Annotated in this window: 13 protein-coding genes and 1 other RNA gene; 4 read left to right on the forward strand and 10 right to left on the reverse strand. The window is 59.0% G+C overall.

What is annotated here, in order from left to right:
- Positions 1-119: 119 nt before the first annotated feature.
- Positions 120-590 carry a type I restriction enzyme HsdR N-terminal domain-containing protein gene (locus F6X24_RS09390; RefSeq protein WP_151089574.1) on the forward strand — a complete coding sequence of 157 codons (471 nt, stop codon included), beginning with the start codon at positions 120-122 and terminating at the stop codon, positions 588-590.
- Here F6X24_RS09390 and F6X24_RS09395 read toward each other — a convergent pair.
- The 4 genes from F6X24_RS09395 to F6X24_RS09410 all read right to left on the reverse strand — a co-directional run bounded on the left by F6X24_RS09395 (position 587) and on the right by F6X24_RS09410 (position 3,975).
- Entirely contained in the window at positions 587-1,132 is a 546-nt protein-coding gene (locus F6X24_RS09395) for a DUF4833 domain-containing protein (RefSeq protein WP_151087746.1), read from the reverse strand. The genes F6X24_RS09390 and F6X24_RS09395 overlap by 4 nt on opposite strands.
- Positions 1,133-1,321: 189 nt before the next feature.
- On the reverse strand, positions 1,322-2,449 hold the full coding sequence (gene ald, locus F6X24_RS09400; protein ID WP_151087747.1) for an alanine dehydrogenase: 1,128 nt from the start codon (positions 2,447-2,449) through the stop codon (positions 1,322-1,324).
- A gap of 111 nt (positions 2,450-2,560) precedes the next feature.
- Entirely contained in the window at positions 2,561-3,088 is a 528-nt protein-coding gene (locus tag F6X24_RS09405) for a VOC family protein (protein WP_151087748.1), read from the reverse strand.
- A 116-nt stretch (positions 3,089-3,204) separates the two neighbouring features.
- Positions 3,205-3,975 carry a DUF1573 domain-containing protein gene (locus F6X24_RS09410; protein WP_151087749.1) on the reverse strand — a complete coding sequence of 257 codons (771 nt, stop codon included), beginning with the start codon at positions 3,973-3,975 and terminating at the stop codon, positions 3,205-3,207.
- 162 nt (positions 3,976-4,137) lie between these two features.
- Here F6X24_RS09410 and F6X24_RS09415 point away from each other — a divergent pair, with 162 nt between their 5' ends.
- Positions 4,138-6,558, forward strand: a complete 2,421-nt coding sequence (locus F6X24_RS09415) for an alpha-ketoacid dehydrogenase subunit alpha/beta (RefSeq protein ID WP_151087750.1) — start codon at positions 4,138-4,140, stop codon at positions 6,556-6,558.
- 86 nt (positions 6,559-6,644) lie between these two features.
- On the opposite strand, the gene F6X24_RS09420 is transcribed toward F6X24_RS09415, so the two are convergent.
- Positions 6,645-7,217: a hypothetical protein gene (locus F6X24_RS09420; protein WP_151087751.1), complete on the reverse strand. Its 573-nt coding sequence runs from the start codon at positions 7,215-7,217 to the stop codon at positions 6,645-6,647.
- 140 nt (positions 7,218-7,357) lie between these two features.
- On the opposite strand from F6X24_RS09420, the gene F6X24_RS09425 reads away from it, so the two are divergent.
- Together F6X24_RS09425 and F6X24_RS09430 are read left to right on the forward strand one after the other, a co-directional pair.
- Positions 7,358-8,386, forward strand: coding sequence for an acyl-CoA synthetase family protein (locus F6X24_RS09425; protein WP_151087752.1), 1,029 nt, complete (start codon positions 7,358-7,360; stop codon positions 8,384-8,386).
- A gap of 124 nt (positions 8,387-8,510) precedes the next feature.
- Complete coding sequence (locus F6X24_RS09430; protein ID WP_151087753.1) at positions 8,511-9,191, forward strand: hypothetical protein; 681 nt, start codon at positions 8,511-8,513, stop codon at positions 9,189-9,191.
- Between the two features lie 284 nt (positions 9,192-9,475).
- Here the strand turns inward: F6X24_RS09430 and F6X24_RS09435 are convergent, their stop codons facing one another.
- The 5 genes from F6X24_RS09435 to F6X24_RS09455 form a co-directional block, all read right to left on the reverse strand.
- Complete coding sequence (locus F6X24_RS09435) at positions 9,476-10,639, reverse strand: sigma-54-dependent transcriptional regulator (RefSeq protein ID WP_151087754.1); 1,164 nt, start codon at positions 10,637-10,639, stop codon at positions 9,476-9,478.
- Between the two features lie 165 nt (positions 10,640-10,804).
- An RNA gene (gene rnpB / locus F6X24_RS09440) (RNase P RNA component class A) lies at positions 10,805-11,201 on the reverse strand.
- Between the two features lie 153 nt (positions 11,202-11,354).
- Positions 11,355-12,278 carry a metallophosphoesterase gene (locus F6X24_RS09445; protein WP_151087755.1) on the reverse strand — a complete coding sequence of 308 codons (924 nt, stop codon included), beginning with the start codon at positions 12,276-12,278 and terminating at the stop codon, positions 11,355-11,357.
- Positions 12,279-12,285: 7 nt separating this feature from the next.
- Positions 12,286-12,855 (reverse strand): DUF6642 family protein, encoded by a 570-nt coding sequence (locus F6X24_RS09450; protein ID WP_151087756.1) that lies wholly within the window; start codon positions 12,853-12,855, stop codon positions 12,286-12,288.
- Between the two features lie 24 nt (positions 12,856-12,879).
- Positions 12,880-14,085: a Smr/MutS family protein gene (locus tag F6X24_RS09455; RefSeq protein WP_229725476.1), complete on the reverse strand. Its 1,206-nt coding sequence runs from the start codon at positions 14,083-14,085 to the stop codon at positions 12,880-12,882.
- Between the last annotated feature and the right edge of the window lie 129 nt (positions 14,086-14,214).

Consider the following 14,214-nt stretch of genomic DNA (forward strand, 5'->3'; position numbering starts at 1 on the left):
ATGACAGCAAAAACAATCGCCAGAAACTAAAAAAGCCGCCTACCCGGTAGGGTACGGCGGCGCAGCGGGCAGGAAACCCAGGTGAAATGCGGCAGCCAAAACCCGTACCTTTGGAGGTGATGCAAGTGCTGGACCTGCCGCCTTTCGCCCACAAAACTAGGCAAAATTTAGCAAATATCCCGGAGATATGGGATGAGCTGCGCCACAAGTACGTAGCACTCACCCCCGAGGAGTGGGTGCGGCAGCACGTAGTACACTATCTGATGGCCAGCCTGGGCTACCCGCGCGGCCTGCTCAGCCTGGAGCGCGGCCACCGCTACAACCAGCGCCAGAAGCGCACCGACCTCGTGGCCCTCGGCCCCGCCGGCCGCCCACTGCTGCTGGTAGAGTGCAAGCGGCCCTCGGTGGCTATCACGCCGGCCGTGGCCCGGCAGGCCGCTACCTACAACCAGACCCTGCGGGCGCCCTTGCTGCTGCTCACCAACGGCCTGATGCACTACTGCTGGCGCGTCGACTTTGCGCTAGGCGTAAATGAGCGGCTGGCGGAGATTCCGCCCTATGCCGTAGCCATTGAGTTGGCTGGCGGCTAAACACTGACGCGCGCTACGATGGGCTCGCGGGTAGCGGCGTTCCACCCTTTAAATTCGATGTACCGCACGTTGGGAACCCAAAACGTGCCGCCCTCAATGCGCAGGTACACGCGCGTGAGCACGATTTGCTTGCCGCCAACTACCGTAAACACGTGAAAGGCCTTATCGACGCTTGATTTCATGAGCAAAAAGGGCACTTTGTTGTAGGCGGCAAATTTGAGCTCATACTTATCAGGGGCCAGCTTCGTAGCCGTCAGGCCATAGGCAAATTTGCGCTGAATAAAATTCAGGTCTTTGCGCTGCCCCTGCTCGTCGTAGCGCAGCCAGAACACGTTAATGGGCTCGTCCGCATCGACTTGGCCCGCGCTGTTCACGTTGAGCTGGTAGATGACGGTATTGGTGTTCGGGTCGCGCTGGAGGTAAAACAGCTGATTAGGCACGCCGGCGGGCACCGGAAACGTGAGCGGGAGTGGAACCGTGGGCGAAATAGTCCGGACCAGCAAGGCCAGCAGCAAAGCCGGCCACAACGTAAGAATCGACATTTTTTCAAGAAGAATACCTACAACACCCAACTCGACGAAATAGCTCAGGGCGAGCCGGGCAACGCCCGCAAAAAAGCCTGCCGGATGCGCGTCCGGCAGGCTTTTGAGTAATAGCGTGGACGCTGCGAGTCCGCGCGTCTTATCACCGGAACGTTGACACGCGCGGACTCGCAGCGTCCACGCTACCAACTAGACGGCGGCGCCTTCCAGCACCGATTCCACGTCTACGAGGGGCAGGTTCCAGGCTTCGGCTACGCCTTGGTACACCACTTCGCCGTGCACCACGTTCAGGCCGAGGCGCAGGGCCGGGTCGCGGCGGCAGGCTTCCTGCCAGCCCAGGTTGGCCAGCTTCACGGCGTAGGGCAGCGTGGCGTTGGTGAGGGCCAGGGTCGAGGTGTAGGGCACCGCGCCGGGCATGTTGGCCACGCAGTAGTGCACTACATCGTCGATAATGAAGGTCGGGTTTTCGTGGGTCGTGGGCCGGCAGGTTTCGATGCAGCCGCCCTGGTCCACGGCCACGTCCACGAGCACGGTGCCGGGGCGCATGGTCTTGAGCATGTCGCGGGTAATGAGGTGCGGGGCTTTGGCACCCGGAATGAGCACGGCACCCACCACGAGGTCGGCGGTTTTGATGGCTTCGCGAATGTTGTACTCGTTGGAGTACTGCGTTACCACATTCTTGGGCATGAAGTCATCGAGCTCGCGCAGACGGTTCAGGTTGATGTCCATCACGGTCACCTGCGCCCCGAGGCCGGCGGCTACCTTAGCCGCCTGGGTGCCCACGATGCCCGCACCCAGCACGAGTACGTGCGCGGGCTTTACGCCGGGCACGCCGCCGAGCAGAATGCCGCGGCCTTTCAAGGGCTTTTCGAGGTATTTAGCACCTTCCTGCGGGGCCATGCGGCCGGCTACCTCGCTCATCGGGATGAGCAGCGGCAGCGCCCGCGAGGGCAGCTCCACAGTTTCGTACGCGAGGCAGATAGCCTTGCGCGCTATCATGGCGTGGGTCAGCTCCTCGCCGCTGGCAAAGTGGAAGTAGGTGAACAGCAGCTGGTTCTCCTTGATAAGCGGATACTCTTCCGCAATCGGCTCCTTCACCTTGATAATCATGTCGGCCTGGCCATACACGTCGGCAATGGTGGGCAGCAGTTTGGCACCCGCCTGCTCATACTCGGCGTCGGCGAAGCCCGAGCCTTCGCCCGCGCTAGCCTGCACCAGCAGCGAATGACCATGTTTGCGCAATTCGGCTACGCCGGCCGGCGTGAGACCAACGCGATTCTCATTATTCTTAATTTCTTTCGGAACACCGATAATCATGGGGCAGGGGAGGGGAGAAGTGGAGAAGAAACGTGCCGTAAAGATACGGCTGCTGAAATCAGTGCGCAGTGAACAAGGAACACTGAACAATTATTTCGAAGCCGCAATTGTTCACTGCTCACTGCGCACTGATTTCAGCAGCCCCTGCACGTCGAGCGGGCGGGTATACATGGTCAGCTTGCCGTCGGGGGTGGTGGGCCACTCGGCGCGGGGGCGGTCCCAGTACAGCTCCAGGCCGTTGCCATCGGGGTCGTCGAGGTATATGGCTTCGCTCACGCCGTGGTCGGAGGCCCCGCGCAGCGGGTAGCCGGCGGCCAGCAGCCGCTTCAACACGGCCGCCAGGCCGGCCCGGTCGCGGTACAGAATGGCGGCGTGATACAGGCCCGCCACGCCCTCGCGCACGGCTGGCTTGCCGCCCTGGCTGTGCCAGGTATTCAGCCCGATGTGGTGGTGGTAGCCGTCGGCCGACAAAAACGCCGCCTGCTCGCCGGCTTCCAGCATCACTTCGAAGCCGAGCAGGTCGTGGTAAAACCGCAGGGCCCGCGCCATATCGGTTACCTGCAAATGGATGTGGCCGATGCTGGTGCCCGCGGGCACGGCGTAAGCGGAAGGATTGGAAGCGCTGGGGTTAGGGCTCATCGTATATAAAAAGCTACTTGAGGGATTTAAATAATGTACCTACATCAATCAACAATCAGGCCCGAAAAAAGCCCTGCCAATCCGGCAGGGCTATACGCTACAGCTTGATAGGTTGGCTACTTAAACGGCACCGAGGAGCTGCTTTCCTTTACCAGGCTCGTAGGCACCAGGTCTTTTACCACCGTAGCCTTGAGCGTCAGCTTGGTATCGCCGTGCATGTCGTTGGAAGCCAGCGTAACGACCTCGGCGGCGGGGCCCAGGGTACGGGGCGCGTACACCAGCTCAATTACGACACTTTGGCCGGGCTTGATGGGCGCGGGCGCGGAGCGGTAGCCCACGCAGTAGCAGTTGGATGATACCGTGGTTAACACCAGGTCTTTAGGCCCGGTATTGCGCACGCCGATGCGGGCTACCGGCTGCGTGCCGGCCTCCAGGCGCCCGAAGTCGTAGCTGGCCCGCTCCAGCAGCAGCTTGGGCGACGCGGCCAGCTGGGCCGGCGTCAGCGTCGCCCGAAGCTCGTCTTTCGTCAGTACCGTGCCTTTAAGGCTGAGCACCTTGCTGGCTTCGGTGGCGTTACTCATTACCGTTACGGTTTTGGCAAATACGCCGGGGCGGCCGGCGCTGTTGTACACCGCTTTGATAATGCCCGACTTGCCCGGCAGCACCGGCGATTTGGTCCACTCCGGAGTAGTGCAGCCGCAGCTGGCCTGGGCATTGGCAATAACGATGGGCTGGTTACCCGTGTTTTTAAAGCGAAACTCGTAGGTAGCCATCGTGCCTTCGGCTACCTTGCCGAAATCGTGGTCGGTGTTCTCAAACGTAAGCACGCCCTGGGCGTGGGCGGCCAGCGCCAGCAGGCAAAGGGCCAGGGTAGAAACGAAACGCATAAGCTAAAAGCCAGGGTTTAACCTGGGTAATAAGATAGAGTAACAGTTAGTTAACCCCAGTCGGCCGGGGGCGTAGACAAATATACAGCCCGCCCCCGGCCGATTCCGTAAATTTGCGGCATCGTACGTCCTTCCCACCCACTACTTCTTACTTCGTTCTGTATGTCTGACACGCTGCTAGCCCCGGCCCCCGCGCACCTCTCCCTTTCCAAAGCCGAGCTGCTGGACGACTACCGCCTCGGGTGGGAGAGCCGTCATGCGTCGCTGGCGGGCCGCCGGGAGGTGTTTATGGGCAAGGCCAAATTCGGTATTTTTGGCGATGGCAAGGAATTGCCGCAGCTGGCTATGGCCCGGGCTTTCCAGGCCGGTGACTTTCGCTCGGGCTACTACCGCGACCAGACCTTTATGGTAGCAATCGGGGAGCTTACCTGGCAGCAGTACTTTGCCCAGCTCTATGCCCACGCCGACCCCGAGGCCGACCCCAGCACCGCCGGCCGCGCCATGAACGGGCACTTCGGCACCCGTCTGCTCAATGAGGACGGCCATTTCAAGCCCCAGACTACCAGCAAAAACTCGTCGGCCGATATCTCGCCCACCGGTGGGCAGATGCCCCGGCTCGTGGGCCTGGCCTACGCCAGCAAGCTCTACCGCCAAAACCCTGCCCTGCACCAGTTTACCGACTTCTCGGTGAATGGCAACGAGGTGGCTTTTGGCACCATCGGCAACGCCAGCACCTCGGAGGGCGTGTTTTTTGAAGCTATCAATGCGGCCGGCGTGTTGCAGATTCCGCTGCTGATGTCGGTGTGGGACGACCACTACGGTATTTCGGTACCGGCTGAGTATCAGACGACCAAACAAAGCATTTCGGCTATATTAGCCGGCTTCCAGCGCGAGGGCGAAGGCCAGGAGGGCTTCGAGATTTTTGTGGTGCGTGGCTGGGATTATCAAAGCCTGGTTGATACCTATCAGCGGGCGGCGGCCGTATGCCGCGAGCAGCACGTGCCGGTGCTCATCCACGTGACGGAAGTGACGCAGCCGCAGGGCCACAGCACCAGCGGCTCGCACGAGCGCTACAAGCCCAAGGAGCGTCTGAGCTGGGAAGAGCAGTACGACTGCCTGGTTAAGTTTCGCGAATACCTGCTCACCGAGGGCGTTGCCAGCGAAGACGAGCTGGCCCAGATTGAGAAAGCCGCCGCCGCCACTATCAAGCAGGCGCGGACCACGGCCTGGAGCGCGTTTTTCGACCCCATTCAGCAGGAGCGCGATGAGGCCCTGACGGTGCTCAACCAGCTGGTAGCCGAAGCCGGCGCGGAACACCAATTGGCTGAGCTGGTTAATGCCTTGAAAACCAATGTGACACCCATTCGGGCCGACATTGTGCGCACCCTGCGCAAGGCCCTGCGCCAGGTGCGCGGCAACAAGCCCACCGCCGGCCGCCGCGCCGCCCAGCGCCTGCTTGAGCAGTGCGAGGCCGAAAATGCCGACCGCTACAACTCGTACCTCTTCAGCCAGAGCGAAGAAGCAGTGGGCAATATCGAGGAAGTGCCGGCACGAATTGCGGCCGATGCCGCGCTGGTTGATGGCCGCGAGGTGCTGCAAGCCTGCTTCACGGCCAACTTCGAGCGCGACCCCCGCATCTTTGCTATTGGGGAAGATGTGGGCCGCATTGGCGATGTAAACCAGGCCTTTGCGGGCTTGCAGGAGAAGTTCGGCGAGCTGCGCGTGACGGATACCGGCATCCGCGAATGCACCATTATCGGGCAGGGTATCGGGGCCGCGCTGCGCGGCCTGCGGCCCATTGCCGAGATACAATATCTGGATTATCTATTATATGCCATCCAGATTCTCAGCGACGATGTGGCCTGCCTGCAATACCGCACCAAGGGCGGGCAGAAGTCGCCGCTCATTGTGCGCACCCGCGGGCACCGGCTGGAGGGTATCTGGCACTCGGGCTCGCCCATCCAGATGATACTCGGGGCCATTCGGGGTATGCACCTGTGCGTGCCGCGCGACATGACCCAGGCGGCGGGCTTCTACAACACGCTGCTGCGCTCCGATGAGCCGGCCATCGTCATTGAGTGCCTGAACGGCTACCGCCTCAAGGAAAAGTTGCCGGCCAACGTGGGCGAGTTTACGCTGCCGCTGGGCCGGCCCGAGGTGCTGCGCGAAGGCGAAGACCTGACCATCGTCACCTACGGCTCGATGTGCCGCATTGTGCTGGAGGCCGCCCGGCAGCTAGCCGAAGTCGGTATCTCGGCAGAAGTGATTGATGTGCAGACGCTATTGCCTTTCGATACCGACCAGCTGATTGCCGACAGCCTGCGCAAAACCGGTCGCGTCATCTTCGCCGATGAGGATGTGCCGGGCGGGGCTACGGCCTACATGATGCAGCAGGTACTCGACGGACAGAATGCCTATCAGCTGCTCGACTCGCCGCCGCGCTGCCTGGCCGCGCAGGCCCACCGCCCGCCCTACGGCTCCGATGGGGACTACTTCTCCAAGCCTAATACGGAGGATGTGTTCGACCTGGCCTACGAGCTAATGCGCGAAGTAGAGCCAGCGAAGTTTCCGGCTATATATTGAGTTCCGACCAGATAAAAGGGTGAGCTAAGAAGCTTAGCTCACCCTTTTACAGTGTTATTTACTGCCAGTAGTACAGCGCCTTAGCGCTAAGGAAAGATAACGCTGGCGGTCGTAATGGTATTGCTCTCGTGCAGTGCCCGGTCGGCGATGCTGACCTGAAAGCGTACTTCCTCCCCGGAGAAGAAGGGAGCCTGCCTGGGGAATACAAATTTCCAGTTCAGCACACCTTTAATAGGGGCGTGGTTGTCCTCCGAGGTAATTGGTTCAAAGCGGCTATAATACTCGCTGGCAGTATAGTAAAGAATAGGGGCAGTAGTGGTTTTTTGCCGGTTCAGGCTGGCCAGCGACACAAACTGCCCCGAAGCTTTATCCTTAATAAATGCCTCCACAAAGTAATTCTGCGCGTAGCGGGTGCCTACGTAAGGGGCGGCAGCGCTTTCCGACGCGGTCAGGCCCAGGTCGCCGTCGCCATCCTGATAATTAATAGTAACGGTTACCGAGTCGCCGGTCAGAGTCGGGCTGCTAATATGCGTCAGGTTTATATTATTAAAGGAAATCTCCGGCGTAGTGGAAAATTTGGGCTCAGCCAGGCAGCTGCTCAGCCCCGTTGCCAGCACGCCCAACATGCCTGCCGCAACTGCTAGTCGAAGTAAAGTCATAAATACTAAAAAGAGGAGTCCACGTCTGCGCCGCCGTTAACCCAACGCGTCGGCCGCCTGATTGTTGTAAAGGCGTAAATGTAAGCCAGCCGCCGCCTGGTTATACCGGCGGCCTTTTGACTTAACCCCTGCTGCTTGCTATGAGTTTCCGTACTTCTTTTCTGGGCGCTGATTATCAGTTGCTGACCCAGCTTACGCCCGCTGCCTTCGAGGCGGCGGCCCTGGCGCTGTTTCGCTACCAAGCGCGGCACTGCCCGCCCTATCAGGCCTACCTGGCCGGGTTGGCGCGCAAGGGCGACGACTATGACCCCGCTTCGGTGCAGCGGCTTACCGATATTCCGTTTCTGCCCATCGAGTTTTTCAAAACCCAGGAAGTGCGTACCGACCCCACTGCGTGGCAGCCGCAGGAGGTGTTTCGCAGCAGCGGCACCACCTTGCAGCAGCGCAGCCGCCACCTCGTGCGCGACCCAGCGCTGTACCGGGCCAACGCGGCCGCCATTTTTGAGCGGGTATATGGCCCGCTCACGGGATGGACTTTTCTGGCGCTGCTGCCCTCGTATCTGGAGCAGGGCGAGTCGTCGCTGGTGGCCATGGTAGAAGATTTTTCCCAGCGCTCGGGGCAGGCGCAGCCGGCATTTTTCCTGCGCGACCACGCCGGTCTGCTTCGGGCCTTGGGCGAGGCCAAGCAGCAGCCGGGGCGCCGCGTCATGCTGTTTGGCGTTACGTACGCGCTGCTGGATTTAGCGGCCGAGTATAGCTCCGCGCCCGAGCTGCAAGACCTGGTAGTGCTCGAAACCGGCGGCATGAAAGGCCGCCGCCGCGAGATGATTCGCGAAGAGCTGCACCAGGAGTTGCAGCAGGCGTTTGGCCCCGCGCCCATTCACTCCGAGTACGGCATGACCGAGCTGCTGAGCCAAGCGTACTCGCCGGGCCACGGCCGCTTTTACTGCCCGCCCCAGCTGCGCGTACTGCTGCGCGACCCCGCCGACCCATTTTCGGTGAGCGAAAACCGACCCGATGGGGCTATCAATATCATTGATTTAGCTAATGCGGACAGTTGCGCGTTCATCGAAACCAAGGACCTGGCGCGTAGCCACCCCGACGGCTCGTTTGAGGTATTAGGGCGGCTGGATAATTCCGATATTCGGGGATGCAGCCAGCTGGTGTAAATAGTGGCAAGACTATTCCGAATTACCTTGTTTCGCAAATTCAGCTGATGATAGCCTATTTCCCAAATGCTACCTGGTAGTCACAACTTTGGCGCAGTATAAACTTCAAACTTACCAACCTAAAATGAAAAGTAGAAATTATGTTCTGACAATCATATCAGGAGTCATTATGCTGACCGGTTGCAGCAAGCCGGAGGGTTCGAAAGAGGTAGAGAAAGTAAGCGAAAAGACAACAACAAACAAAGACAGTATTGAACTCGCAGCGTTAGTTAGAAATCTTTATAAATGGCACGAAACCAGTTATTTTAATGTCGGCTTCCCGTTAAAAGCTGATTCGGCTTCACACGGGCTATTCACTGGTATTGACTGGAACGCTTACAACAGGGACTACGAAGTATTTAAGCGAACTAATTTCTTCTCCGATGATTTCCTGGCAAGGCATCGGGCAATTGCGATGACCTTGGATTCGTCAATCAGACAGGCAAGCGTTGAGTGGCGAAACCCAGAAGACGGTGTTCCAGTGTGGAGTACGGACACCGATGACTGGTGTGGCTGCCAGGATTATCCTGATAATTATTGGCAGCGGCTTAAAATCAATAATTTAAAATTCAACGGCGAAACTGCGGCCTTTAATTGGAGTTGGGGCAAAGAAGAGGGAATTGACCCGCCATTCAAATATGAGATGAAAGCAAAAAAAATAAATGGAAGTTGGAAAATAAGCTACTTAGAAGGTTTTGAGCACTACGGGACCGTATCAGATTACAAAAAAATCATGAGTCCTCATAAGGTAGAGAGCCGTCACTAATAGAGAAGCTGTTTAGGAAGCCTGTCAATTTCCTCTTGAACGTCATGCTGAGCTTGTCGAAGCATCTCGCTTGCGCCATCAGGTATCATCCCAACGAAGCGAGCGAGATGCTTCGACAAGCTCAGCATGACGTTCTTTTGGGCTTTTACTACTTCCTGAACAGGCTTATAGGTTTAGCGCGTCTTCTATTTGCAAATGAGAAAAGTGTAAAATAAAAGGCAGCACAAGAATCAACCGATTCTTATGCTGCCTTTTATTTATTTAATCAGTTTAGTATAAGGGTTTCACTTACCCGCAAACGCCTTGGCATCAGCTTCTTCAATAGTGGCGTCGCTCATAATTACGAGGCGTTCGACCACGTTGCGCAGCTCGCGGATATTGCCGCGCCAGTCGAGGCCCTGCAGGTATTTCAGGGCGCTGGCCGAGATAGTTTTGGGCTTATTGCCGTAGTCGGCGGCAATGTCTTGCAGAAATTTTTGCACCAGCTCCGGAATATCCTCGCGGCGGTCGTTGAGGGCGGGCACCTGGATGAGAATTACCGAGAGGCGGTGGTAAAGGTCTTCGCGGAAGTTCTTGTCGGCGATTTCCTGCAACAGGTTTTTGTTGGTGGCCGCCACCACGCGCACGTTCACCGATATCTCTTTCTCACCGCCCACGCGGGTGATTTTGCTTTCCTGCAAGGCCCGCAGCACCTTGGCCTGGGCCGAGAGGCTCATGTCGCCGATTTCGTCCAGGAACAGCGTACCGCCATCAGCCTGCTCAAACTTGCCGATGCGCTGCTTCACGGCCGAGGTAAACGAGCCTTTTTCGTGGCCAAATAGCTCGCTCTCAATTAGCTCAGACGGAATGGCGGCGCAGTTGACTTCCACCAGCGGGCCATTGGCGCGGGGGCTGAGCTGGTGCAGCTGCCGCGCCACCATCTCCTTGCCCGCGCCATTGGGACCCGTAATGAGCACGCGGGCATCGGTAGGGGCTACCTTTTCGATGGCCTTGCGCACGGCCCCCAGCGCCGCCGAGGCGCCCACCATTTCGGAGCCCTTGGTGGTTGCCAGCTTCTTTTTCAGGGTCTTGGTTTCCGTCACCAACTTGCTGCGGTCGAGGGCATTGCGCACCGTTACGAGCAGGCGGTTGAGGTCGGGCGGCTTGGGCAGAAAGTCGAACGCGCCCTTTTTGGTGGCCTCCACGGCGGTTTCGATATTGCCGTGCGCCGACACCATAATAAAGGCCGCATCGGGGGCCAGCGTGCGGGCCCGCTCCAGCACTTCGAGGCCGTCCATCTTGGGCATTTTGATGTCGCAGAGCACGACGTCGTATTTCTGCTGAATCAGTAAATCGAGCCCCGCCGGCCCATCCTCGGCCTGGTCGACCTGGTAATTCTCAAACTCCAGGATTTCCTTAAGCGTGTGGCGGATAGACTTTTCGTCGTCGATGATAAGAATGCGGGGCATGAAGAAGAAATTAAAGTGCGTTTGTATTTGCGAGCGCAATGCGGCAATCTCACCTGAACAAAATCGTTCGGGCAGCGTGCTGGTGAGATTGCCGCGCTACGCTCGCAAGGACAAACGATTTTATACAAAAAAGCGGCTACTTTCGGAAGAAAGCAGCCGCCGAAATTACGCAGTGAGCCGATAAGCCGGGTTCTGTCCGCCCCAAAGTTTCTTCCGGAGCGGCCCCACCATTTATCTAGGCCCGTCGTCGCCGACGGGCTCCAGCGACCTACCCGCGAACCCGAACGGGCCGCCCGGTGCCGCCGGTCGAAGCCGCCGACGCGTTCGCTTATTTGGTCTTGCAACCCCTGAGGTTTACCCAGCCGGCATGGTCACCCAGCCGCTGGTGCGCTCTTACCGCACCTTTTCACCCTTACCCTTGCGGGCGGTTATTTTCTGTGGCACTGGCTGTCCTGGCCCGTTTGGCCAGTCCTTCCCGTTAGGAAGCAGGGTGCCCTGCGTTGCCCGGACTTTCCTCCCCGCCCGCATTTGCGTTGGGCGCGGCGGTGGGGTGGCTCACTGCAAGGGCAAAGGTACGGGCTATTTGGCGGCAGGCAGAAAATCTTCGCGCAAAGGCAAAGCAAGTCGATGCCCAAGCGAGGTTAGCGGCGAGGCCAAAAGGCAGATGAATAATATTATAAATATTTTAAATGATATATGTTATCGTCTCCGCTTGCTAAGGCACCCACACCAGCTTATCCGCGCTCAGCGTCTGCTCGCCGTCCCAGCGGTAGCCGATGAGCTGGCCGCCCCGCGCCATGCTGTAGTCGAGGCACACGGCGTGCGGCTGCAAAATCTGCGGCTTGCCGCGCAGCCAGTAGTGACCGAAAAATACTGGTTTCTCGTCTTGGTAATACCACGGGTCGAGGCTGGCAAAATCGAAGGCGCGGTTGCGCAGCTCGGGTAGGTCTTCGAGAAAATACTCGTGGTAGGCGGCCGCCGTGGCCGGGTTTTGCCACCAGCGCACGCGGGTAAGGTCGCGGTGATGGCCATCTTTATCTTGGAAGGTGAGGCCGCCGGGCAGGCGTACCTCGCGGCCTTTGAGCGTCACCTCGATGGCCTCGAACTCGGCCGTGCCGCGCCGGCTGGCGCGCAGCATAAAGTCGGGGGTGAGGCACAGGTCGGGCAGCTCGCCGCGCAGGTACTCGATGTGCCGGGACTCCCAGCAGGCGTGCACGGCCCGCAGGCCGGGCAGCTCCAGGGCCAGGGGCAGCGTCCGGAACCAGGCCAGGTAGCCCTGCCACTCGCGGTACAGCTCGGGCGTGCGAAACTCCTTGATGGTTTCGAGGTGCTGCATTATGTGCCAGGGCCGGTGCGGCCGCAGGTGGCCACCGGCCGGGTCTTTCTGCCAGAAAGCCAGCGCGTTGTACTCATGGTTGCCTAAGATGGCTAGTGCCGCGCCGCCTTCCACCATGCCGCGCACCAGCTGCAGGGTTTCCCGGATTTTGGGGCCCCGGTCCACGTAATCGCCCAGAAAAATCACCTGTCGGCCGTCGGGGTGGCGCGGCACGCCGGCCGCATCGGGCCGGTAGCCGAGGTGGTGGAGCAGGGCCCGCAGCTCATCGGCGTGGCCGTGAATGTCGCCGATGAGGTCGTACATTGAATGGTTATTGTTCTTGCGTAACTAGTCGAAAACCAAGCCTCTTACACAATTGACTGTAGTGAGAACTCATATCATGCTCTACATGATTCATTTCTTTTCTGTACTGACACCGTTCAAAGTATAACAAGTCAAGTAGAGTACTTTCTATAAATGGTATGTCCTTGGTAAAGCCCGAAATTGCTCTAGCACCAGTCACTTTTAGAAATTTTGTGAGAACACGTTTATTTACATTAAGGGTTTGGCAAGAACCAAAATGCAGAATTTTTCCGTGAAGCTTGTTGGCTAACTTCTCTTGTAACTCTTCCAATGTCACAGCCTCTTTTGCGAAACCAATAATATTGGGGGACCCATGAAAAGATAAATAAATTATGCTGAAGCTTGCATACTTTTTTTGAGTAAATTCAACTAGTAGACTCAGAGTAGTTGCTGCGGAATGAGATTGTTTGCAACACTGCTTGGCTACAACCTTGTTTTCGTATAGTAGCTGTAAGCCAGCAGCTACGCTATTGAGCTTTGTTAAGTCTCTTTCCCATCGACCTTCAATACAAACTATATTTTTTTTGTGAGGAGGCATAAATAATTAACTTAATTTCGACGGTTACTTCAGCCGTACCAGCGTAGCGCCGTAGCCGAACTTCTCCTTCTGAGCGTCTTCAAAGAACTTGATATCTTTATTCCGACTCAGCTGGCGGTGAATTTCCTTGCGCAGCGTGCCATTGCCGGCCCCGTGGATAAATATGATTTCGTGCATATTCGTGGCCAGCGCGCGGCTCAGCGTATCCTCAAAGGCATCGAGCTGCTGGCGCAGCATGGCGGTGTTGCTGAGGCCTTCGGCTCCTTCGGGGCGCAGGGCTTCGATGTGCAGGTCTACTTCGTGAGGTGGGGCGACGAGGGCGGCCGCCGGCTGGGGCGGAGCCGGGGCAATAGCGGCCGGAACAGGCGCGGGCTTGTCGCCGCCCAGGGCTTGCTGAAGCACGTTGGCCTGTTTAGCACCGAGCGCCGGGGCGGGGTTGGCGGCGGCTTCGTGCGCAGCTTCCAGCGCGGCTTCGGCCTGGGCCAGCTTTTCGGGGCTGAGGGCGGGCGCGGGCTTTTCGTCGAGCTGAAACAGGTAGGCTTCCTTGCCGATAACCGGCGCGGGCCGGCGGCTGGTATAAAACGTGCTGGCCTTAAACGACTGGCGCTTGGTGAGCAGGTCGTAGGCCGTGTCGGCGTTCAGCTTGAAATTCAGGAGCTGAAACACCACGGCCGGCCACTGCTCAAAATCCTTGAGGTGCAGGTGGGCGAGCGCGGCACTGGCAGCCTTGGGCTTGAGCTTGTCGGCGGCCAGGGCGCGGTACTTGCCCTGGCGCTCCTCGCCGTAGGTGAAGACCACCTCCGCCTCCGTGTTATTGAGCAGGTGCAGCGCCAGCAGCTCGGGGGCCTGATGCACGAGCGCCAGGTAGAGGCCTTTAGCGGCCGGTGGGGGCGGGGAGGCCGGGGCCGGGCGGGGCGGCATGGCCGCGCTGGGGCCGGCGGGCTGCGGCCGGGTGGCCCTAGCCGCTGGGGGCACGCCGGGGCGCTGGGCCTTGGGCTGGCCGCCCTGCGGCTTATTTTTCTTGCTGCCGGTGGCGGGGCGAGCCACCTCGGGCACCGGGCGGCGGAAGGCCTGGCCTTCTTCGGCCGCCACGGGCACCAGCTCGCGGCGCAGCACCGGAATGGTAAAGTCATTGTCAATCGCCACCTCTACCAGCTCGCTGTCGAGCAGGCGGGTAATAATACCTTCTTCGGTGCCCGTGAGCAGGCGCACTCTATCTCCTACGTTCATACTAGCTGCAATTTTTCGCGAATACTACCCAGTACGCGTCGTGGGCCGTAAAGGTAGCCGCGGCGGCCAGGCAGGCGGCAAAATAGCTGGCCGGCGCGGGCTCCTGGGAGCGCAAACGTTTGCAGAGCC

Origin of the sequence: Hymenobacter baengnokdamensis (assembly GCF_008728635.1) — a bacterium.
Classification (GTDB): Bacteria; Bacteroidota; Bacteroidia; order Cytophagales; family Hymenobacteraceae; genus Hymenobacter; species Hymenobacter baengnokdamensis.